This is a genomic window from Pseudomonas simiae, assembly GCF_000934565.1.
Lineage (GTDB): Bacteria > Pseudomonadota > Gammaproteobacteria > Pseudomonadales > Pseudomonadaceae > Aquipseudomonas > Aquipseudomonas simiae.
In genome coordinates this window covers 2083240-2104788 of the sequence record NZ_CP010896.1, presented here as the reverse complement: position 1 = coordinate 2104788, position 21549 = coordinate 2083240, and the positions used below count along the sequence as shown (strand labels likewise).

Genomic DNA, 21549 nt, shown 5'->3' with positions numbered 1-21549 from the left:
CCCCTTGATGAAACGAACCCTGCTTGTCGTGGCCATGATGGCCTTGGCCGCCTGCAATACGCCGGCACGCATCGTCCCGCCCGACGACAAAACCGTCGAGGAAGGCAAACGCGCCCTCGACCAGCTTGCCCAACTGCCGCCGGCGGTGGAACGCATCCGCATCGGCGACCAGTTGCGCATCGTGCGCGATGCCGGCGAGATGCCGACGCTGTCGGCGTTCAACGTCAGCACCATCTATGAGCTGACGCTGTACACGGTGCAGACCGACGGCAAGATCAACTACCCGTTCCTGGGACCGGTCCAGGTCGCCGGACGCCAGCCTTCGGAACTGGCCACAGAGTTGACCAGCAAACTCGCGCCCATCTACCGCGAACCGCGCGTGACCGTGAACATCAACCAGGCGCCGGGCAGCTCGATCATCGTCGGCGGCGCGGTGAACAACCCGACGGCGGTGCAACTCGGCACGGCCAACACCCTGGAACAAGCCATCATTGGTGCCGGCGGGGTCAGCCCGGCGGGCAACGCGAGCATGGTCGCCCTGCTGCGCGAAGACGCCCAGGGTGCATATCGCGCGTACTTCCTGGACTTCAGCCAGTTACTCAAGACCGGCCCCAACGGCCGCAAACCCGTGCACCTGCAACGCGGCGATGTGGTGTTCGTGCCCAAATCCAACGTGGGCGAGCGCATCCAAGGGGTCGATACCTACATGAACCAACTGATCCCTTTCACCAAGTCCATTGGGGTTGGCTACAACTACACCCGAACCAGCGGCGGCAATAACTAAAGGAGCGACATCCCATGATCGAGATCCGTTCTTTTCGTGATCTTCTGCGCTTGTTCTTCATCTTCCGGCGTGAGTTCAAACTGGCGGCGATTGCCGCGCTGGTGATCATCCTGCTGGGGGCGTTCCTGCTGCCGGCCAAGTACGAGTCCACCGCGCGGCTGCTGGTGAAACCAGGGCGCGATTCGACCTTGCCCATCGAGATCAGCAACCGCCAGGCGCTGGTGATGCCCAGCACCCAGCGTGACCCGATTGTCGACGAGGAGCGCCTGCTCACCGGCCGGCCCATCGTGCGCGCGGTGGCTGAGCATTATCTGGAAGTGATCGAAAACGCACCGCCGCCGGAGGGTTTCTGGAAGCGCACCAAGTACTACGTCAAGAGCGGCGTGGGTGCGGTGTTCGACGGCGTGCGCGTGATCATGGAAACCGTCGGTATCGTCGAAAAAACTACCCCGGTCGAACGTCTGGCTGCCGGCCTGGAGAAGAACTTCGAGGTGAGCCACGCCGCCGGTTCCACGGTGATGGACATCAGCTTCAAATGGAGCGACCCGGAAATCGCCCAGGCGGTGGTCAAGGATTGGGTCGAGACCTACATCAACGAGCGCACCGAGGCCCTGGGCCGCAAGAGCCTGTACGCGTTCTATGAAGGCCAGGTGGCCAACAGCGCGACCGAGATCAAGAGCTACAAGGAACAGATCCTCACCCACCTGAACAAGATCGGCGCCGCGAGCATCACCGACCGCCTGGAAGACTTGTCCGAGCGCATCAACGTGCTGCGCGGCGAGACCTTCAACACCACGCGGCTGATCGCTTCGTCCGACAGTGCGATCCAGAGCACACGCACCCAGCTCAAGGGCCAACCCAAGGAAGTCACCACAGTGCGCCAGATCGCACTGAACCCGCAGCAGCAGGATTTGCGTCGCCTGCTCAACCAGAAGCTGCTGGAAAAGGCCGACATGATGCGCACCTACACCGACAACGCGCCGCCGGTCAAAGCCCTGGACGCGTCGATTCGGGCAATGCAGATGCAGGTCAACAACGAGAGCAACACGGTGCAAGCGTCAGAGAACCGTGCGCCAAACACCTTGGAAATTCACTTGCAGCGCGTGTTGCTGGATGAAACCAGCAACAACCAGGCGCTGCGAACCCAGCTGGTTCAACAGCAGAAACAACTGCTGACCCTGGAAGCCCAACGCAAGGAGGCCCTGGAGATTGAGCCGGAGCTGGCCCGCCTCTCCCGCGAGCTGAACACCACCGAGCGCAACTACGCGCTGTACGTGGATAACCTGGAAAAATCCCGCATCGACCGCGAGCTGGATAACAGCCAGATCAGCAACATCGCCGTGATCGAAGAGGCCACCCTGAACCCGGGCCGCATCTTCCCGAAAACCCTGGTGATGCTGGTGTTGGCGATTCCGTTTGCCATCGTGGTCGGCCTGCTGGTGATCTACCTGTGCTACCTGCTCGACCAGCGGATTCACGACGGTGGCCTGGTGGAACGCAAGTTCGGCTTGCCACTGTGGACCACCCTGCCGGAGCTGGACACCTCCACCGCGCAAAGTACCAACGCGTTCAATGCGAGCATCTACCGGCTGTACAGTCTGCTGCAGCCCGACCGCATTGCCGAGCATGGCGTGACCCTGGGCCTGACCTCGGCGCGCCATGGCGAAGGGGTGACCTTTGTGGTGGAGCAACTGCGCCAGCTGCTGCATGAAAACGGCATCAATGTGCGGGTCGGCGGGGTGGAAGCCGCCGCACCGGGTGAAGTGGTGTTGCTCGACGCCTCGGCCCTGCTGGATAACCGCGAAGCCTTCATCAACCTGCGCCGCGCCGACCTGATCGGCCTGGTGGTGGAAGCCCGCAAAAGTACCGTGCCGGTGGTGGAGCATGCGCTGTCGATCCTCAACACGGCGTTTGGCAAGGTGGACGGCATCATCATCAACCGTCGCAAGTTCGAAGTGCCGGGCAAGGTGTTGCAGACCATCGGTAAATACCGGGGAGCGTTCTGATGCGTATCGCCCTGCTCGCGCCCTTGCCGCCGGAAAAGAACGGGATCGCCGACTACGCGAACCATTTCCGCACGGCACTGGAACACCTCGGTGTGACGGTGCTGACGCCGTTGACCGGGGTCGCGGGCAACTCCGAGGCGATCAAGCAAGCCATCGCAGCTTTCGACTGGCACTCCGTCGACCTGGTGCACGCCGAGCTGGGCGGCGGGCGGCTCGGGGAATTCCTGGCCTTGCGTGAACTGCGCAAGACTTACCCGCAGTTGCCACTGACGGCCACCGTGCATGACCCGGAGCGCATCGTGTGGCGACGTGAACAGTTGCCGTTTCCACTGAACCTGATGGCGCGTCTGCCCAGCCCATTGCCGCAGGCGGCGGTGGTGCTGGCCGACCCGCTGACCCTGCGCGAAGAACGCCAGGTGGCCAAGGGACTGACCCGGTTGGTGACCCTCACCCGACTGGGCGCCGACTGCTTGACCCAACGCATGCAACTGCCGGCCGGCAAAGTCGCGGTGATCAACCATGCCAACCTGGCGATTGCACCGGCAGCATTGCCGTCGCTGGACACCTTGCGCCTGCTGTATTTCGGCTTTATCTACCGCGGCAAAGGTATTGAAGACCTGGTGCAGGCCCTGGCGAATGTGTTCAAGCAAGCCCCTCACTTGCGCGACCGCGTGCGCCTGACCCTGGCCGGCGGCACTGCGGCGGAAATGGCGTTCGGCGCGGGCGGCAACTACCTGGAGCAGTTGAATGCCCAGATCGCGGAATTGGGGCTGACCGACGCAATCGACTGGCGCCTGAACCTGCCGGCCGATGAAATCGCCCAGACCATTCAGGCCCACCATGTGATGGTGCTGCCGTATCGCGAATCGAAAAAACTCGGCCTGCTCGGACGCCAGCGCGGCACCAGTGGCGCGCTGTCCTGGGCCACCGCCTGTGGGCGCGGCGCAATCACCTCCGACGCGCGTGCGTTTGCCGAGGAAGTCGCCAGCGGCAACGGCGCGATCTACCCCGAAGGGGATGTGGCCGCGCTCGGCGAACAGCTACTGCGCTTGGCACGCACGCCACTGCTGGCGCGGGATTGGGCCGAGCGGGCCGGGGAAATCGGCCGCGAACGCCTATGGCCGTTGACCGCGCAGAAGTTCAAGCAGCTCTTCGAGCAGGCCATCACCGGAGCCCCTTATGGCGCGTAAACGCACTTACCTCGCCACCTTTGCGGTGGTTGCAGCCCTGGGCTTGACCGCATTCTTGTGGGGACGCCAAGCGGATGCCGAAAGCCATGTACTCAAGGGCACCAAGGAAGTGGTGTGGAAGGATTTCCTGGGGGTGAATGCGCAGTTTCTGTGGTTCAGCCCCGAGCGCTACCAGAAGCAGATCGACCGCCTCAAGGCCCTGGGCCTGGAGTGGGTGCGCCTGGATCTGCACTGGGATCAGCTGGAAACCGCGCAGAACCAGTACAAGCTCGCCACCCTCGATGAGCTGGTGGGCAAGCTGCAACAGAACCAGATCAAGTCGGTGTTTTACTTAGTCGGGTCGGCACGCTTTATCACCAGCGCGCCACCGATGTCGCAGTACCCGGACCAGTACCCGCCGCAAGATCCCAACGTGTTCGCCAACCGCATGGCGCTGCTCTCACAGCGCTACCCCAGCGTGGATGCCTGGCAAGTCTGGAATGAACCGAACTTGATCGGTTTCTGGCGCCCGGTGGCGGATCCTGCCGGCTACGCGAATCTTCTGACCGTTACCACCAACGCGTTACGCGCCGTGAACCCGAACAAACCGGTGGTCGCCGCCGGCATGGCGTTTTTCAGTGAAATGCCCAACGGCCAGACCATGTTCGACGCCTTGGGCGCGCTGGGCGTGGCCAGTCTGAACACCATCATCTCCTACCACCCCTACACCCAATTGCCCGAAGGCAACGACCCGGCCAACCTGGACTTCATCGCCAAATCCACCCAGCTCAACCAGGCCCTGCGCAACGGTGGCGTGCAAACCTTGTGGAGCACCGAGTGGGGCTGGTCGACGTACAAGGGGCCAAAAGACGCCCAGGACCTCATCACCCCTCAGGCCCAGGCCGACTACGTGGTTCGTCGCCTGGCGCTGATGAGCGCGATGGATTACGACAAGATTTTCCTGTTCACCTTGAGCGACCTCGACCAGCGCGCCAGCGTGCGTGACCGCTCCTATGGCTTGCTGGATATCGACACCAACCCCAAGCCGGTCTACACCGCACTGAAGAACTTCCTTGATGTCAGCGGGCCGAAGCTCACGCCGGGTGATCCGCCTGCTGCCGACGCGCTGCCCGATGGCCTGTTCAGCATCGGCTGGACCCGCACCGATGGGCGCAAGCTGTGGTTCTTCTGGTCCGCCCAGGGCGGCAACGCGCACCTGCCGGGCTTGGCCAGCGCCACCCTGTACGACCCGCTGCACGGCACACAAACCCCGGTAAGCGGCACCAATGGCCTGACCGTTCCGGTCAAGTCGAACCTGCAAATTCTGTTATGGGAGTGAGGCCTGCCATGCGCATTTTATGGATCCTGCCCTACTCACCCTGGCCCGCCACCAGCGGCGGCAAGACGCGCCAGTTCCACCTGCTGCGCAGCCTGTCCGCGCGTGGGCATCGGATCACCTTGCTGCTGCATGACAAACATCCGGTGTCGCTCACCGACCGCCAGGTGCTGGAGGCGTTTCTCGAACAACTGATCATCCTGCCGCGTCGCCCTCTGCGCAGCGTGAAGACCCTGCTCGCCGGGCTGTTTGCGCCCTACCCGCTGCTGGCGAGCGTGAATGGCTTGTCGGGCGCGTTGCAGGACCGGTTCAACCAACTGCTCAACGAGCATTGGGATGTGGTGCAGATCGAGCACACCTATAGCTTCCAGCCCTATGAAGAGGCGCTGGCGCGCAAATCCCAGCCGTTCGTGCTGACCGAACACAACGTCGAATCGGCCCTAGGCGCGGCCACTTACGACCGCTTGCCGGGTTGGTCGCTGCCGTTCATTCGCTATGACCAATGGCGTTACACCCGCTGGGAACGGCGCGTGATGCGCCAGGCCACCCAAGTGGTGGCGGTGACCGACAGCGACGCCCAGGTCCTGGAACCCATCGCCGGCAAACCGGTGTCAGTGGTGGTCAATGGCGTGGATTGCGATCACTTCGCCGCCGCCCGACCTGACCCGTCGACCCACCGCGTGCTGTTCCTCGGCAACTACGAATACGCGCCCAACGTGGACGCCATCGAATGGGCCCTGGACGAAATCCTGCCCAAGGTCTGGGAGCGTTGCCCGCAGGCGCGAATGAGTGTGTGTGGCTTCGGCATGCCGGACAGTTGGCGTGAGCGCTGGCCGGACCCGCGCATTGAATGGCAAGGGTTTGTGCCCAACCTGCTGAAACTGCAGTCGAGCTGCTCGGTGTTTCTGGCGCCGTTGCGCCATGGTGGTGGTTCCAAGCTCAAAGTGCTGGAAGCGTTGGCCGCGGGCCTGCCATTGGCAAGTACCGAACAAGGCGTGTCCGGGTTGGACCTGGTGGAAGGCCTGGACTACCTCGGCGGGCAGACCGCTGTGAGCCTGGCGGACGCCGTGGTGCGCCTGCTGCAATTTCCCGATGCCGCCGCGGCCATGGGCGAAGCCGCCCGCGCCTATGTGCGCCGCGCCCACGACTGGAGCGTCGCCGCCAGCCAGTTGGAAAAGGTGTACGCCAGCCTTTCGCCCCTGAATCAAAAGGAGCCCGCATGCGTGTAGGCCTGGATTACCGCACCGTCGGCACCTCGCCGCAATCGGGCATCAGCCGCCAGGTGTACGCGCTGGAAAGCGCCCTGCACGGCCTGCCGGGCATCGAGCTTGAACGGTTCACTGTGGCTCCCTTGGGCGATGAAACCCGCTTGCGGGCCCATTGCCCGGCCTGGGGCTGCTCTAAAACCGCCATGCACCAGCCACACAATCGCCTGCGTTTCGAGGCCGGCTTTTTGCCGCGTGCGTTGCGTGAGCAGCATATCGACCTGTACATCAGCACCTTCAACATGGGCCTGCCATTGCCGCCCCACCCGAAGGGGCTGCGTACGGTGGTGCTGTTGCACGACCTGTTCCAAATCACCCTCGACAACTATCACGCCAACCGTCTGAAGGCGCTGATCTACAAGACCAGTGATCGCCTGTCGATTGCCTACGCGGTGCACAGCGCCGATCGGGTGTGGACGCCGTCGCAGTACAGCGCCGATGAAACCGCGCGGTTGTTTCCCAAGGCGGCGGGCAAGATTCGGGTGTTGCCCAACCAGGTCGATGCCTTTTCCGAACAGGCAGCGGATCTCAGTGCACGCCAATTGCCTGAACGCTATTGGTTGCTGGTGGGCACCCGCGAGTTGCGCAAGAACGTGCCGTTCCTGGTAGACGCCTGGCAGCAGGCGCGACGCCAGTCCCCCGCCGTGCCGGAGTTGGTGCTGGTGGGCAGCCTCGACCATTTGCCCGAGGCCCAGCGCACCCTGCCGGGCATTCGTGCGCTCAGCGGTGTGTCGGATGCCGAGTTGCATGCGCTTTATCGCCAGGCTTCGCGCCTATGGCAGCCTTCCTATGCCGAAGGCTTCGGCCTGCCAGTGATCGAAGCGCTGAGCGTCGGCACCCCGGTGGCGGTGGCCAGCGGTACCTCGTTGGATGAAATCACCCCGCCCTCGGCACCGCGTTTTTCGCCCACCGATGGTCCGGCGCTGACGCAATTGATGCTCAGCCTCGGCGATCGCGCGGAAGAAGAATCACCCGAGCAACGCCGGCAATGGGCGCAACGCTTCAACCATCAAGCCTACCGCCGACGCCTGGCCGAACTGATCGAGGAATTGAAGTGAGAGTGAACCTGCCCAGCCTCGTCGCCATCCTCTTCGGCCTCCTGTTTGGCGCCGCCGCCCTGCTGCTGTCACCGGCCAAGGCGTTCCTCGCGGTGATCGGCCTGGCCGGCGCGGTGACCATCCTACGCTTTCCGTTCTGGGGCCTGCTGCTGTTTGCCCTGGTTGCCACGTTCATGCCCTATTCCACGGTTAACCTGGGCATTCGCAGTACCGTCAGCGAAGCTATCCTGGCGATGACCTGGGGCGCGGTGCTCTGGCAAAACTTCCTGGTACGCCTGCCGGATACGCCGAGCCTCACCCGGCGCCCGACCGACCAGATGCTGTTGTGGCTGATGGTGTTCAGCGTGTTCCCCTTCATTGTCGGTCAGGTCACCATCCACGCCGACAGCAGCGGCGTGGCCAACTGGCTGCGTTGGTTGCTGAACTTGTCGGGGGTGTTCCTCTGCGCCAAGTTGCTGGTGGACCACAAGCACCGCGAGTCCCTGGTGATCGCCCTGCTGCTGGGCAGCCTGGCGATGCTGATGCTGTCGATTGCGGTGTTCGTGCGCACACGCTCCGGAGCCGGCATTGCGCCGGTGCTGGCACTGTTCAATTACGGCAACTTCGACATGCTGAAATTCGGCCTGGAAGCCATGTCTTCGCGGATGGGCTCGCCGTGGATGCACCCGAATGCCATCGGCGGAATCATGGCGCTGCTGCTGCCCCTGGCGTTTTGTTTCGGCATGACCGAACAAGGCTGGAAACGCGCACTGGGACTGGGCGTGGCGTGCCTGGGCGCGGCGGCCTTGCTGTTGGCGAGTAGCCGTGGGGCAATGGTCAGCCTGGCGCTGGTGCTGCTATGGATGGCAACGCGCCGGGTGCCCTACACCGGACGTCTGCTGATGATCGGCGCGGCGCTGACCGCCGTGCTGGTGATGGCTTATCCACCGCTGCAGGAACGCCTGGCGACGATTTTTTCTTCGAGCAACGCCAGTACCGAAGTGCGTTTCGACGAGTACCGCATGTTTCCGCAGGCGATGGTGTCGTACCCGTTCGGTATCGGCTTCAAGGTCGATCCGCCCGTGCCTGGCACGCCCTTGCTGGGCATCTCCAACCTGTGGCTGAACTACATCTACAAGACCGGCATCGTCGGCATGCTGTTCTTTATCGCGGTCACCGTGCGCTGGTGGCGTGAAGCCCGCCCGGAAAGCGGCCCGATCCGCCTGACCAAAGACAACGCGCTGTGGCTGGGCACCACAGCCGGAATTCTCTCGGCGCTGGTCAGCGGCCTGTTCGACCACTACTTCAGCTTTGCGGTGGTGATGGTCGCGCTGTTCTGGCTGATGGTCGGCATCAACGTATTGGAGGCACGTCGACTGTTTCCGGCACGCCTGCCTCAGGTGAAACGTGTGGTATTCGGCAAACCCGTGCTTGATGGCGCACAGCCCTGATGCTGGGCTCCGCCGCCTGGCTGACACTGGCGACGCTGCTGGGCCTGTGCCTGGGCTTTGCCCGTGAATGGCTGCTGGTGGCGGCCTGGGGCGCGGGCGAACGCAGTGATGCATTCCTGATCGCACTGTTTTTGCCGGAGGCGCTGCGCATGTCATTGGCCGGCGGCGTGCTGAGTGCCGCGGCGCTGCCGCTGTATCTGGCGCGCAAGGACGACGAGCGGTTGGGCTGGTTGGCCGCGTTGTTCCCCGCACTGTTGCTGATCGCCCTGGTCACCAGCCTGTTGCTGACGCTGCTGGCGCCGTGGCTGGTGCAACTGCTCGGGCCAGGCCTGGCGGCGAGTGCCACGGCGCTCGCCAGCAGTAACTTGCAGATCGTCGCCTGGTGCGTGCCGGGGTTGATGCTGCACGCACTGTTTAGCATCCCGTTGCAGGCCAGCGAACGTTTCGTGCTGGCTGGCTTGGGTTCGTTATTGTTCAATTTGCCACCGGTGACCTACCTCGCCCTCGCCGGCACCGCCACCCAACCGCACGCCCTGGCCCTGGCCTGCCTGGCCGGCAGCTTGTTGATGCCGTTGGCGCTACTGCCATCGATGTGGCGCCAGGGCTGGCGGCCGTGGTGCTGGCAATTGCCGTGGGCGCCGCTGCGGGAATTGGGGCAGCGCATCGGTCCATTGTTACTGAGCAACGGCGCCAGCCAGGGCCTGGCGCTGATTGAACGGCTGGTGGCATCGCTGTTGGGTGAAGGCGCGGTGACCTGGGTCAACCTGGCGCGCAAGCTGATGAACCTGCCGCTGATTGCGCTGATGAGCCTCAACCAGGTGTTGCTGGGCATGATGAGCCGTCGTCAGGGCGATGAGCGCCTGGCCCTGCTCAAGCGCGGCCTGGAAACCGCCAGCGTGCTGACTCTGCCCGCCGGTGTCGGCCTGGTGGCGGCGGCCCCGAGCCTGGTGGCGTTGCTGCTGCCCGCGCAATCGCTGGACTCGCCGTTGCCGCTGCTGCTGGCGTGGTTTGCCGTGCCGCTGGTATTCGGCGCCTGGAACGCCTTGCTCGCGCGTTATGCCTACGCGGCCGGGGATACGCGCCAGCCGCTGCGCTGCGAACTGCTCGGCAGCCTGGTCAATGTGCTGTTGCTGGGCGTCCTGCCGTTTGTGTTTGGCCTGGCAGGCATTCCGTTGGCGGCGCTGGCCGGGGTGATCTGCACCGCGCTGCTGCTGATGCAACGCCAGGCCTTGCTCAGCGCCCTGCCCTGGGCTCGGAGCTGGCTGCTCAGTGCCGTGCTGATGGGTGTGGCGGCGTTGGCGCTGTTTCGGATTGAAGGCGTGTGGCTGCAACTGGGGCTGAGCACCCTGGCCGGTGCAGTGGTGTTGCTGGGCATGGGGCTGTGGTTGAAGCCGTGGCGCAAGGCATGACTCATGCCGCGCATTCCCGTTGACGATTTTCGCTGGCAAGCCAGCTCCTACAAGGGCGGTGTTTTTTTTAGAGGGAGGGGTTCAGGTGAAACATCGTTGGATTCAAATGGACATTGCCAAGGGCATTGGCATCCTGGTGATCGTATTCGCCCACAGTTGGTTCGTCGCCACCTCGCCGGACCTGCTGTATCCGGTGCTGGCGTCGTTCATCCTGCCGCTGTTCTTCTTTTTGTCCGGGGTGTTCTTCAAGCCTGAACAGCCCTTCGTGGAGATGGCGGTGCGCAAGGCCGACGGCCTGCTCAAGCCGTTTTTCTTCACCATGCTTATCTACGTGATCGTGCGCAGCCTGCTGCGGGGCCAGCCGCTGCTGCCGGATATCGGCGGCGTGCTGTATGCCTCGGTGGACACCATCCCATGGCAGGCGCTGTGGTTTCTGCCGCACTTCTGGGTGGCGATCCTGTTCAGTTGGCTGATGCTGCGGCTGATCCAGCGCCTGAAGCTGTCGCTGTTGCTGAGTTGCGCATTGGTCACGCTGCAATTGATCGTGGGCGTGTGGATGCTGCCCTGGTTCTGGCAACTGCCGGTCACGCTGGGCGGGCACACCTGGGTCCTGCCGGGCCTGCCGTTCAGCCTGGATATCACGCTGATCAGCAGCACCTACTTCATTGTCGGCTACCTGCTGCGCGACTGGCTGCGTGCCCACTCGGGCTCCTGGCTGACGCTGGTGGTCTCCGTCGCGCTGTTTATCGCAGTATTCACCTTCACCTGGGACACCATGGACCTGGCGCAGCGGCGCTACGACCACTGGTTATGGACCACCCTGCCCGCCGTGATCGGTGTATACGCGTGCTGGGCGCTGGCAAAGGTGCTGATGGTCTCGGCCTGGGTCACGCGGGCTATGACCTACATCGGCCAGAACACCCTGATCCTGCTGATCTTCCATGGTGAAATCCAGCACAAGACTTTTGACCTGATGGAGCGCCTGGGGCTGCACGCGTTTGCCGCGGCCTGCATCGGTTTTGTGGTGGCGGTGGTGGCGCCGTTGTTGATCGGGGAAGTGATCAAGCGGGTGGCGTTCCTGCGGTTTTTCTACTTTCCGTTTCCGGTGCGAAAACCACAAAAAACCCTGTAGGCACTCACGCCTACAGGGTCTTGGGTTCAGTCATCCAGCTGTTGCGGTGCAGGCTTGCTGCCATGTTTGGCAGGCTTGGCGCCCTTGGCTGGCGCAGGGGCCGCAGGTTCAGGCTCCGGGGCGGCGGCGGTTTCTTTCTCGGCCATCGGCATCTGGTCGATGGCAGTGAAGAATTCCTTCAAGTCGAGGGTATCCGGTGGCACGGTCTTCTCGACTTTCTTCTCGCCGTCCTTGCCCACCAGGATCACTTTGGTGCCACTGCCGGCACCCAGTTTGAGGGCACGGATCAGTGCGTTGGTTTCCGGGGGCGTGAGCTTTTTATTGTCCTTGGGGTCCTTGGCGAACTTCTCGCCTTCGGCGCCGATGCTGCCAAACTTCACGGTGTAGAACACCATGCTGCGTTCTTCGAAAGACTGCTTGGTCGCAGGCTCGTCCAACTGTTTCTTGAGGGTCGCCAAGGTGTCGTTGCCGGAATCAAGCTCTACCACTACCAGCGGCCGGGCCTTGCCCAAGTCTTGCTTGAGCGGGTTGATATCATCAGCAGCCAACAGCGGCCCCGTAAAAGCCATCAAGGTAGCCAGGGTCAGCGACCGGATGAGCATGCGCACCTCCTTTGTATTCCATGCAGGGTTCTTGAGTTTCATGTCTGCGACAGTCAAATTCAAGGATGATTCCTACACCACGTTACGAAAGCGTAGGACAAGACGCCCGCTACGCAAGGGTTTGGTGGGCGCACCTGTCATTGTTTCCACTGATTTCGGAAACATCATGAGACCTTCCACGCGGGCCAATGCCGCGCAAATACGGGGGCGACGACAGGGTCGGCATCCACTTGCGCCAGGCTTTGGGCAAAGCCCGGCGCCAGACCGTTCAACACCTCCCGCGCTTCATCCCAACGCGACACCGCCGCCGCCATCACGCCCAACGCGTTCGGCGCGCCGTTCGGGGCGAACAACTGCCCATCGAACTGATCGGCAAACACCACCCAGGCCTGGTGCAAGTATCGTCGAGTGCCTGTCACCAGCTGCGCCTGTACGGTTTCGTTGACGTCGCCGAGCCAGCGTTGCGGGTAGTCAATGATGCCGATCGCCGAATAGCAGTTGGCCGCGATGTACACAAGGCCGCGAATGATCTGCGCGCGGTCGCCGGCCAGCAGCTCCGAGGCGGGATATTCCAAGCCCAGGTGGATCAGGATCGCGGCGCTTTCCGTCAACACCTGGCCATCGGGGGTGATCAGGGTGGGTACCTGCTTGAGCGGGTTGATCCGGGCCAGCTCATCACTGCCCTCACCCTCTGCCCAGGAGGCCGCGTCCACCCGTCGCCACGGCACCGCACAGCGCTGTAGGGCGACTTCGATCATGCAGGAGCCGGATTCGTCGATGCCATAAAGGGTGTACATGGGCTTTTCCTCCTAGCGTTGCAGTTTGGCCTGCAAGTTGGCCTTCACCTGCGGCCATTCCGAGTCGATGATGCTGAAGCGCACCGAGTTGCGCTTGCGCCCGTCGGGCATGATGCGTTCGTGGCGCACAATGCCTTCCTGCACGGCGCCGAGCCGCAGGATCGCGGCGCGGGATTTTTCGTTGAGTTCGTCGGTGGTGAATTGCACGCGCACGCAGTCGAGCACTTCGAACGCGTAGGTCAGCAACAGCAGCTTTGCTTCGGTGTTGATCGCGCTTTTCTGCGTGGACAGCGCCAGCCAGGTATGGCCGATTTCCAGCTTGCGATTGATCCGGTCGACCTTCCAGAACCGCGTGCTACCCACCACCTGGCCGTCATCACGACGCACCAAGGTAAACGGGATCATGCTGCCGGCGTCACGCCCTGCAAGGGCGGTGTCGATGTACTGATCGACGGTGTCCGGGCCCGGTACGTTGGTGACCTTGAGGTTCCACAATTCGCCATCGGCTGCGGCTTCGAGCAAGGCGGTCTTGTGTTCCCTTTGCAGCGGCAAGAGTTCGACCGTGGTTCCGGTCAGAGAGATCAGGGTCATGGTGCAAGCGCCGTCTGGGTGGTCATCAGTGACAGAGAGTGCAGGCTCCCACCCGGACGAATCAAGCGTTTTAAAACAGGCCCATCTGACCGCCCACCAGGGTGCTGAAATCGTCATTCACGAACGGCAGGATCGCATCCGCCACCGGCTGCAGTTGCCGGGTGACGTAGTGGTCGTAGTCGATGGGCGCGTGCCGCACTTCCAGCGGTTCCGGGCCGTTGACGCTGATCACGTAACTGATCCAGCCACCGCGCTGGTACTGGCGCGGGCGGTTCATGCGATCGTTGTACTCATCGGCCAGGCGCGCGGCGCGGACATGGGGCGGCACGTTGCGCTCGTAGTCGTCCAGCTGACGGCGCAGGCGTTTGCGGTAGATCAGCAACTCATCGAATTCGCCGCTGAGGGTTAGGCGCACATAGTCGCGGATGTAATCCTGGTGGGGCTGGCGATGGAAGATGCGCTGGTAGAGTTCCTGCTGGAATCGGCGCGCCAGGGGCGACCAGTCGCTGCGCACGGTTTCCAGGCCTTTGTAGACCATTTCTTCACGGCCATCGCTGTGCACAACCAGCCCGGCGTAGCGTTTTTTGCTGCCCTCCTCTGCGCCCCGGATGGTCGGCATGAGGAAGCGGGTGAAGTGGGTTTCATACTGCAATTCCAGCGCGCTTTGCAGCCCGAATGCCGTTTGCAGGTGCTCGCGCCACCAGTCGTTGACGTGCTGCACCAACGCCCGGCCGATGCGCCCCGCGTCCTCCTGGCCGTGTGCACTGCCGAGCCAGACAAAAGTCGAGTCGGTGTCGCCGTAGATCACCTCATAACCTTGGGCTTCGACCAGCTCGCGGGTCTGGCGCATGATCTGGTGGCCACGCATCGTAATCGACGAGGCCAACCGCGTATCGAAGAAGCGGCAGCCACTGGAACCGAGTACGCCATAGAAGGCGTTCATGATGATTTTCAGGGCCTGGGACAGCGGGGCATTGTGTTCACGCTTGGCCACTTCACGGCCTTCGGAGACCCGCGCGACGATGGACGGCAGGCAATGCCGGGTGCGAGAGAAACGTGCGCCGCGAAAGCCTTCCACGGACTCGCTGTCGTCGGGGTGCTTGAGGCCTTCGATCAGGCCCACCGGGTCGATCAGGAAACTGCGGATGATCGACGGGTAAAGGCTTTTGTAATCGAGCACCAGCACTGATTCGTAGAGGCCTGGGCGTGAGTCCATGACAAAACCGCCGGGGCTGGCCTGGGGCGGTTTATCGCCCAGGTTCGGCGCGACGAAACCCTGGCGGTGCATCAGCGGCATATACAAATGGGTGAACGCAGCGACGGAGCCACCGTTGCGGTCGGCCGGCAAGCCGGTGACGCTGGCGCGCTCCAACAGGAACTTGAGCAGTTCGGTTTTCTCGAAAATCCGCGTGACCAGTTCGCAGTCCTTGAGGTTGTAGCGCGCCAGCGCGGGCTTGTCCTCGGCGAACATGCGGTTGATTTCGTCCATGCGCTGGTACGGCGTGGAGATGTCCTTGCCCTCGCCCAGCAGAGTTTGCGCGACGTTTTCCAGGCTGAAGGATTCGAAGCTCCAGGTGGCCGAACGCAGGGCTTCGATGCCATCGATGATCAAGCGCCCCGCCGCCGCCGCAAAGTAATGGTTGCGGCTGCCGTGTTCGCGCCAGGCCATGGGTTCTTCACCCCGCCCAAGCATGAGCGGCACATTGAGGCGCTGGGCATGTTCGTGGAGCACGCGCAGATCGAATTGCACCACGTTCCAGCCGATGATCGCGTCGGGGTCGTGCAGGGCGAGCCATTGATTGAGGCGTTCGAGCAGTTGGGCGCGGGTGTCGCAGTAGTCGAGCTTGAAGTCCACGGCGGCGGGTTTGTTCGGCGGGCCGAGCATGTACACCTGGCGCTCGCCGCAGCCTTCGAGGGCGATGGAGTAGAGATCGCCCTGGGCGGTGGTCTCGATGTCGAGGGACACCAGCTTAAGCGGCGGGCGGTAGTCGGGCGCGGGCTTCATCTGCGCGTCACAGAGCACGCCGGTGGCGTCCGGTGTGCCGCCGAACCACACCGGTGCGGTGATGAAGCGCTCCATCATGTAGCGCTCGGGTGGGCGCACGTCGCCTTCGTAGACATCAACCCCGGCAGCGCGCAGGCGTTTTTCCACGTCCATCGCTTGGCGGTGCTGGCGCGTATACAGGCCCAGCACGGGGCGATGATGAAAATCGCAGAGCTGCAACGGGCGCAATTCGATGTCGCGCTCGCCCTTGAGCAGCCAATCCAACGGCTTGCGATGGGCTTCGGGGATGAACATCACCGACGTCTGCACGGGTAGGCGGATAAACCTCGGGCCCTGGTCGGTGGCCAGCCAGAAGCTGACCTCCGTACCCGCCGGGGTATCTCGCCAATGCCGGGTCAGGACAAAACCCTGCTGTAAATCCACCGTACCGCACCTCAGGAATCGCTTTCAGGGCGTGATTCTACTCGGCATCCGCGCGCGCAGACCTGAATCTCATAAATTTGTTGCAAGACGTTAATAATAATTACTATCATTCGCGACGGAGTCGTATCCGCGCAGTGAGGACGCGCAACGCTGTTGCCCTTTTCCTCACATAACGGTTCGCCGTCAGGATCGACCATGCCCATCCGTGCCACCTTTGCTGTGCCATTTCGCCCTACCCTGCTCGCCCTTTGCTGCTCCATGAGCCTCACAGCCCACGCCGCAACACCCGCCACTCCGGAGGATGCGAACAACCGTCAGGATGGCAACACACTGGAACTGGGCGCCACCAGCATCAACGCCGAAGCGCCCGCTCCAAACGCCCTGCCTCCGGTATACGCTGGCGGCCAGGTGGCACGCGGCGGTCAGTTGGGTGTGCTGGGTAACCAGGACATCATGGATGTGCCGTTCAGCATGGCCTCCTACACCGAAAAGTTGATTCGCGACCAGCAGGCCGAAACTGTCGGTGATGTGCTGCTCAATGATTCGTCCGTGCGCCAGGCGTCAGGTTTTGCCAACCAGGCGCAGACCTTCATGATCCGTGGCCTGCCGCTGAACGGTGACGACATTTCCTTCAACGGCCTGTACGGCATCCTGCCGCGCCAGATCATCTCCACTGACGCCTTGGAGCGCGTGGAAGTGTTCAAGGGACCCAATGCCTTTATCAACGGCGTAACGCCAGGCGGTTCGGGGATCGGCGGTGGTGTGAACCTGCAACCCAAGCGCGCCGACGACGTCCCGCTGCGTCGCTTCAGCACCGATATCAGCAGCGATGGCCGAGTGGGCGAGCACTTGGACATAGGCCAGCGATTCGGTGAAGACAACCGTTTTGGCGCGCGGGTAAACCTGTCCCAGCGCGAAGGCGATACCGGCATCGATGATGAAAACCAGCGCTCGAAACTGTTTGCGGTCGGCCTGGATTACCGCGGCGATGCGTTGCGCCTGTCCAGTGACTTTGTGTATCAGAAGCAACGCATCAACGGCGGGCGCAACTCGGTGTTCCTGGGCACGGCCACCCATATCCCGGATGCACCGTCGGCTGACACCAACTACGCGCCGAGCTGGAGCAACACCAACCTTGAAGACACCCTGGGCATGCTGCGCGCCGAGTACGACTTGAACGACAACTGGACGGTTTATGCGGCAGGCGGGGCCAAGCACACCCGTGAAATGGGGCAGTACTCGTCGGTGACGCTGACCGATAACCTTGGCAATGCAACCGCCAGCGGTTCGACCATCGCGCATGAGGAAGACAACAGCAGCTTGATGGGTGGCCTGAATGGCAAATTCCAGACCGGCCCTGTGAGCCATCGTCTCAACTTCGGCCTGGCCGGCATCTGGACCCAGGCGCGCAATGCCTATGTGTTCGCCACCCCACGCACCCTAACCAACATCTACAACCCTGTGACGGGAGCGCCACCGGCCCTGAATAATCCACGCAATACCCCTGGCACCGATTTCAGCGACCCGACCATCACGGCCAAGACCTTTGTGCGCAGTACGGCAGTGTCCGACACCCTGGGGTTCTTCGACGACCGCCTGTTGGTGACGGTCGGTGCACGCCGCCAGCAGATCGTTGTGCAGGGTTACAACTACATGAGCGGTACCCGCACGGCCAATTATGACGAGTCGATCACTACGCCGGTCTACGGCCTCGTCTTCAAACCCTGGGAACATGTGTCCTTCTACGCGAACAGGATTGAAGGCTTGGCCCAAGGTCCGACTTCCCCTGTCAACTCCGGGAACAGGACTGTTATTGGCGGAGGCCAGCCCTATGCACCGGCACGCTCCAAGCAGATTGAAGCCGGGGTAAAAGTCGACATGGGCACCTATGGGGCGACGTTGGGTGTGTACCGCATCGAACAGCCTGGAGCCGGCTACGTACAGGTCATTGATGCTACGACAGCGCGCTACGTGCGAGAGGGCCAGCAGATCAACAAAGGCGTGGAGCTGAACGTGTTTGGCGAACCGGTTAGCGGCCTGCGCTTGCTGGGCGGTGTGACAGTCATGAAGACCGAGCTCAAGGACACGCAAAACGGTGCCAACGACGGTAACCGCGCGATCGGCGTGCCTTCGTTCCAGCTCAATGCCAACGTGGATTGGGATGTGCCTGGCCTGCAGGGCGTGACGCTCAACGGCCGCATGCTGCGCACCGGTGGCCAGTATGCCGACGCCGCCAATAACCTGAGCCTGCCAGCGTGGAACCGCTTCGACGTAGGCGCACGCTACAACTTCAAGGTGGCTCAGCGGGATGTCACCCTCGGTGCCACCGTGGAAAACGTTGCCAACGAGAAGTACTGGGAATCAGCCCAGGGCGGTTTCCTCAGCCAGGGCGATCCACGTGTCGCCAAGCTGTCGGCGACTGTGGACTTCTGATCACCGTTGCCTGCGCCAGGCGGTTGCCCTGGCCACGCTTCTGTCCGCCCAACCTCGTCGCCCACGCTGTCGATATCCGCCGGTCAAAATCCGTTGGGGCCGATGAAGTCACCACAAAGGTATTGGCGGTGGATGCGGCCAAGCATCAGGTAGTGCTGGCAGGTGCCGAAGGCGGTGAGGTGCAGGTGTAGGCTGAATAGGTTAGAAAAGTGGGCATCAAGCATGATGCCCATTGCGGTCAAGCTTGACGGGCTTGGCTCAGGTAAGTTTCGATGTTGCCCATCTGCTCATCCCAGCCACGGGAATTCATCTTGAAGGCTTTCTGCCGCCGTGCCTCAGGCACTGCGTCAAACCCCGACTCGACCACCCGCAGTAGAATGCCCGGTGCTCGGTCCTCAATGGTGAATTCCACCAGTGTCGGGGTTTCCTGGTCGTAGTCGACGCCCTCCTCGACCGCGAAGGGGTGCCACCGGAACGAGAACAGTGTTTGCGGCAGGATGCGTTCGATTCTGGCCTTCCAGATCACATGCTCGTAACCGGGATAAGTGATCGGCGCCTCAAGGGTTTGCCCGGCAACAAAGCTTTTGCCGCTGAGGGCGATACCAAACCAACTGCCGAATTGCTCGGCATCGGTGAGGGCTTCCCACACCTGTTTACGTGAAGCGTTGAGCAGGACTTTTCGTTCGATGCGATCTAATACGTGCATAAGTCACCTCCTCCATTGACAGTAGGCGACATCAAATAATGCGCAACCTTGGGTTGTAAGCAATCATGATGACCCCATCCTTGAACCGGCTATACGTTATGACTGACCCGTTGAATGGAAGTTGCTTCTGTAAAGGCGTGCGCTACCAAGTGGACGGCCTCGACATGCCCATCAGCCACTGCCACTGCGACAGCTGTCGCAAGGTGCATGCGGCAGCATTTGTGGCGACGGCGGGCGTGATGCGTGAACACTTTCGCTGGACCCAGGGCGAAGCCCTGCTGGCGTCATTCGAATCGTCGCCAGGCAAGTTCAGGCATTTCTGTTCGCGCTGCGGTTCGCACCTGATGGCGGAGCGCGGGCACCAACCCCACGTCATTGTGCGGGTGGCGACGCTGGATGATGATCCAGGCGTCAGGCCCACCGCGCATATCTGGACATCCCATGCGGTGCCCTGGCTTGCCTATGAAGGCGTAGAGCAGTGGGACGGGTGGCAAACCTGATTAGACCTTCGGGTCTCCGGGTGCTTTAGCCGGTGTCGCGTACTGCGGCTTCAGGTGACCTTCTTGGTCGAGTAACCAGGCGTCCATGATCTGGCGCACTACCGGTCCTGCAACACGACCGCCGGCCTCGCCGTTTTCGATCATCACCGAAATCACGATCTTCGGATGTTCGGCTGGCGCGAAACCGACGAACAAGGCGTTGTCGCGGTGGCGTTCCAGGGTCTTTTCACGGTTGTAACGCTCACCCTGCTTGATCGCGACCACTTGTGCCGTACCACTCTTGCCGGCGATGCGGTATTGCGCACCTTGTGCGGCAGCGCGGGCAATGCCGCGTGGGTCGTGCATCACCAGTTGCATGCCGTGGTTGACCTGCTCCCAATCACGCGGGTCCTTGAGGACGACGTTGGGCATCGGGTTTTCATCCACGGGAGGCACGCCATTGATGGTCTTGGCCAAGTGAGGCCGATTCCACACGCCCTTGTTGGCGATCAGCGCTGTGGCTTGGGCCAATTGCAGCGGTGTGACCTGCATATAGCCCTGGCCAATGCCGAGGATCACGGTTTCACCCGGGAACCAGGGTTGCCGGCGGGTGGCGCGCTTCCAGGCCTGGGAGGGCATCAGGCCGGCTGACTCTTCGAACATATCCAGCGACACTTTCTGACCCAGGCCGAACTCAGCCAGGTAGTCGTGCAGGCGATCGATGCCGAGCTTGTGGGCTAGGTCGTAAAAGTAGGTGTCGTTGGAGCGCATGATGGCGGCGTCCATATCTACCCAGCCGTCGCCGCTGTGATTCCAGTTGCGGTATTTGTGATCGAAGTCCGGCAGTTGGTAGTAACCCGGGTCGAACACGCGGGTCTGGGCGGTGACGACGCCACTGTCCAGGCCGGCGATGGCGACCTCCGGCTTGATGGTCGAGCCTGGCGCGTAGAGGCCCCTGAGGACGCGGTTGAACAGCGGCCGATCGATGGAGTCATGCAGGGCGGCGTATTCCTTGAAGCTGATACCGGTGACGAACAGGTTCGGATCGAAGCTTGGCTTACTGACCATCGCCAGCACTTCACCGGTCTGCGGGTCGAGGGCAACCACCGAACCGCGTCGATCACCCAAGGCCTCTTCTGCGGCTTCCTGGAGGTGAACGTCGAGGCTAAGGACAATGTTTTTTCCCGGAATCGGATCGGTGTGCTTGAGCACACGCAGTACGCGGCCCTGGGCATTGGTCTCGACCTCTTCATAGCCTACGTGGCCATGCAATTCGGACTCGTAGAAGCGCTCGATCCCGGTCTTGCCGATGGACTGGGTGCCCCGGTACTCCACCGAGTCGAGGGCTTTGGATTCTTTCTCGTTGATCCGCCCTACGTAACCGATGGAATGGGCAAAGTGAGCGCCCAGGGGGTAGTGACGAACGAATTGCGGTTCTACGTCCACCCCCGGTAGGCGAAACTCATTCACGGCCAGCAGCGCGATCTGCTCTTCGGTCAGCTCATAAAACAATGTCACAGGAACGAAGGGGTGCCGCGCTTGCTTCAGTGCCTTGTCGAATACAGCACGGTCTTCTGCCGGCAAGTGCAGCAAACTGACGATGGCGTCCAACTCCCCCTTGAGGTCGGTGGTGCGTTCACGGGTGATGGTCAGGTTGTAGCTGGGACGGTTGTCAGCCAGCACGACGCCGTTGCGGTCATAGATCAACCCACGCGTCGGCGTAATAGGCAGCACGTGGACGCGGTTGTTCTCGGAAATAGTGGAGTGGTAGTCGAACTGTACGACCTGCAGGAAGTACATGCGTGCCACCAGGGCGCAGGTGATGCCAATAACCAACAGCGCGCAGGCAAGCAGGCGTTTGTTGACCAAGCGGTTTTCTTTTTCGTGATCCTTGATCGGTATAGGTTCAGGCATTTCTACAGCA

General features: G+C 62.2%; 17 protein-coding genes and 1 pseudogene. 12 read left to right on the top strand and 6 right to left on the bottom strand.

Annotated features, from left to right (window positions below):
- Positions 1 to 7: 7 nt before the first annotated feature.
- From PF1751_RS09650 to PF1751_RS09610, 9 genes are all read left to right on the top strand, one after another.
- Entirely contained in the window at positions 8 to 784 is a 777-nt protein-coding gene (locus PF1751_RS09650) for a polysaccharide biosynthesis/export family protein (RefSeq protein ID WP_010211550.1), read from the top strand.
- Between the two features lie 14 nt (positions 785 to 798).
- Entirely contained in the window at positions 799 to 2790 is a 1992-nt protein-coding gene (locus tag PF1751_RS09645) for a GumC family protein (protein ID WP_021492071.1), read from the top strand.
- Positions 2790 to 3980, top strand: a complete 1191-nt coding sequence (locus tag PF1751_RS09640; RefSeq protein WP_021492072.1) for a glycosyltransferase — start codon at positions 2790 to 2792, stop codon at positions 3978 to 3980. Before PF1751_RS09645 ends, PF1751_RS09640 begins: the two co-directional genes overlap by 1 nt.
- Positions 3970 to 5298, top strand: a complete 1329-nt coding sequence (locus PF1751_RS09635; RefSeq protein ID WP_044286940.1) for a GH39 family glycosyl hydrolase — start codon at positions 3970 to 3972, stop codon at positions 5296 to 5298. Before PF1751_RS09640 ends, PF1751_RS09635 begins: the two co-directional genes overlap by 11 nt.
- Before the next feature lie 8 nt (positions 5299 to 5306).
- Positions 5307 to 6524, top strand: a complete 1218-nt coding sequence (locus PF1751_RS09630) for a glycosyltransferase family 4 protein (RefSeq protein ID WP_044286938.1) — start codon at positions 5307 to 5309, stop codon at positions 6522 to 6524.
- Positions 6515 to 7618, top strand: a complete 1104-nt coding sequence (locus tag PF1751_RS09625; RefSeq protein WP_044286937.1) for a glycosyltransferase family 4 protein — start codon at positions 6515 to 6517, stop codon at positions 7616 to 7618. Before PF1751_RS09630 ends, PF1751_RS09625 begins: the two co-directional genes overlap by 10 nt.
- A gap of 2 nt (positions 7619 to 7620) precedes the next feature.
- Positions 7621 to 9048 carry an O-antigen ligase family protein gene (locus tag PF1751_RS09620; protein WP_010211556.1) on the top strand — a complete coding sequence of 476 codons (1428 nt, stop codon included), beginning with the start codon at positions 7621 to 7623 and terminating at the stop codon, positions 9046 to 9048.
- Positions 9048 to 10457, top strand: coding sequence for a murein biosynthesis integral membrane protein MurJ (gene murJ / locus PF1751_RS09615; RefSeq protein ID WP_021492076.1), 1410 nt, complete (start codon positions 9048 to 9050; stop codon positions 10455 to 10457). The genes PF1751_RS09620 and murJ overlap by 1 nt, the downstream gene beginning before the upstream one ends.
- A gap of 85 nt (positions 10458 to 10542) precedes the next feature.
- Positions 10543 to 11589 carry an acyltransferase family protein gene (locus PF1751_RS09610; RefSeq protein WP_031290839.1) on the top strand — a complete coding sequence of 349 codons (1047 nt, stop codon included), beginning with the start codon at positions 10543 to 10545 and terminating at the stop codon, positions 11587 to 11589.
- 26 nt (positions 11590 to 11615) lie between these two features.
- Here PF1751_RS09610 and PF1751_RS09605 read toward each other — a convergent pair whose 3' ends face one another.
- The 4 genes from PF1751_RS09605 to PF1751_RS09590 all read right to left on the bottom strand — a co-directional run bounded on the left by PF1751_RS09605 (position 11616) and on the right by PF1751_RS09590 (position 16007).
- Complete coding sequence (locus PF1751_RS09605) at positions 11616 to 12191, bottom strand: DUF4174 domain-containing protein (RefSeq protein WP_010211560.1); 576 nt, start codon at positions 12189 to 12191, stop codon at positions 11616 to 11618.
- Positions 12192 to 12355: 164 nt separating this feature from the next.
- Positions 12356 to 12988, bottom strand: coding sequence for a glutathione S-transferase N-terminal domain-containing protein (locus PF1751_RS09600; RefSeq protein ID WP_044286936.1), 633 nt, complete (start codon positions 12986 to 12988; stop codon positions 12356 to 12358).
- Positions 12989 to 13000: 12 nt separating this feature from the next.
- Positions 13001 to 13579: a GNAT family N-acetyltransferase gene (locus PF1751_RS09595; protein ID WP_042571016.1), complete on the bottom strand. Its 579-nt coding sequence runs from the start codon at positions 13577 to 13579 to the stop codon at positions 13001 to 13003.
- A gap of 70 nt (positions 13580 to 13649) precedes the next feature.
- Complete coding sequence (locus tag PF1751_RS09590) at positions 13650 to 16007, bottom strand: DNA polymerase II (RefSeq protein ID WP_038453063.1); 2358 nt, start codon at positions 16005 to 16007, stop codon at positions 13650 to 13652.
- A gap of 195 nt (positions 16008 to 16202) precedes the next feature.
- Here PF1751_RS09590 and PF1751_RS09585 point away from each other — a divergent pair, with 195 nt between their 5' ends.
- Positions 16203 to 18440, top strand: a complete 2238-nt coding sequence (locus tag PF1751_RS09585) for a TonB-dependent receptor (RefSeq protein ID WP_044286934.1) — start codon at positions 16203 to 16205, stop codon at positions 18438 to 18440.
- Positions 18427 to 18628 (top strand): annotated as a pseudogene (locus tag PF1751_RS29420) (hypothetical protein); the annotation flags it as partial. The gene PF1751_RS09585 and the pseudogene PF1751_RS29420, both read left to right, overlap by 14 nt.
- 50 nt (positions 18629 to 18678) lie before the next feature.
- Here PF1751_RS29420 and PF1751_RS09580 read toward each other — a convergent pair.
- Positions 18679 to 19146, bottom strand: a complete 468-nt coding sequence (locus PF1751_RS09580) for an SRPBCC family protein (protein ID WP_010211569.1) — start codon at positions 19144 to 19146, stop codon at positions 18679 to 18681.
- A gap of 98 nt (positions 19147 to 19244) precedes the next feature.
- Here PF1751_RS09580 and PF1751_RS09575 point away from each other — a divergent pair, with 98 nt between their 5' ends.
- On the top strand, positions 19245 to 19646 hold the full coding sequence (locus PF1751_RS09575; protein ID WP_031290841.1) for a GFA family protein: 402 nt from the start codon (positions 19245 to 19247) through the stop codon (positions 19644 to 19646).
- Here PF1751_RS09575 and mrdA read toward each other — a convergent pair whose 3' ends face one another.
- A complete protein-coding gene (gene mrdA, locus PF1751_RS09570) occupies positions 19647 to 21539 on the bottom strand; it encodes a penicillin-binding protein 2 (protein WP_010211572.1) in 1893 nt (630 codons plus the stop codon).
- Between the last annotated feature and the right edge of the window lie 10 nt (positions 21540 to 21549).

What these genes read in the sequence shown, in the direction of transcription:
- PF1751_RS09645 (WP_021492071.1), top strand. Translation starts at nt 799, where the DNA reads ATGATCGAGATCCGTTCTTTTCGTGATCTTCTGCGCTTGTTCTTCATC.
- PF1751_RS09595 (WP_042571016.1), bottom strand. Translation starts at nt 13,579, where the DNA reads ATGACCCTGATCTCTCTGACCGGAACCACGGTCGAACTCTTGCCGCTG.
- PF1751_RS09575 (WP_031290841.1), top strand. Translation starts at nt 19,245, where the DNA reads ATGACTGACCCGTTGAATGGAAGTTGCTTCTGTAAAGGCGTGCGCTAC.
- PF1751_RS09580 (WP_010211569.1), bottom strand. Translation starts at nt 19,146, where the DNA reads ATGCACGTATTAGATCGCATCGAACGAAAAGTCCTGCTCAACGCTTCA.
- PF1751_RS09625 (WP_044286937.1), top strand. Translation starts at nt 6,515, where the DNA reads ATGCGTGTAGGCCTGGATTACCGCACCGTCGGCACCTCGCCGCAATCG.
- PF1751_RS09605 (WP_010211560.1), bottom strand. Translation starts at nt 12,191, where the DNA reads ATGCTCATCCGGTCGCTGACCCTGGCTACCTTGATGGCTTTTACGGGG.
- murJ (WP_021492076.1), top strand. Translation starts at nt 9,048, where the DNA reads ATGCTGGGCTCCGCCGCCTGGCTGACACTGGCGACGCTGCTGGGCCTG.
- PF1751_RS09650 (WP_010211550.1), top strand. Translation starts at nt 8, where the DNA reads ATGAAACGAACCCTGCTTGTCGTGGCCATGATGGCCTTGGCCGCCTGC.
- PF1751_RS09630 (WP_044286938.1), top strand. Translation starts at nt 5,307, where the DNA reads ATGCGCATTTTATGGATCCTGCCCTACTCACCCTGGCCCGCCACCAGC.
- PF1751_RS09640 (WP_021492072.1), top strand. Translation starts at nt 2,790, where the DNA reads ATGCGTATCGCCCTGCTCGCGCCCTTGCCGCCGGAAAAGAACGGGATC.
- mrdA (WP_010211572.1), bottom strand. Translation starts at nt 21,539, where the DNA reads ATGCCTGAACCTATACCGATCAAGGATCACGAAAAAGAAAACCGCTTG.
- PF1751_RS09600 (WP_044286936.1), bottom strand. Translation starts at nt 12,988, where the DNA reads ATGTACACCCTTTATGGCATCGACGAATCCGGCTCCTGCATGATCGAA.
- PF1751_RS09635 (WP_044286940.1), top strand. Translation starts at nt 3,970, where the DNA reads ATGGCGCGTAAACGCACTTACCTCGCCACCTTTGCGGTGGTTGCAGCC.
- PF1751_RS09585 (WP_044286934.1), top strand. Translation starts at nt 16,203, where the DNA reads ATGCCCATCCGTGCCACCTTTGCTGTGCCATTTCGCCCTACCCTGCTC.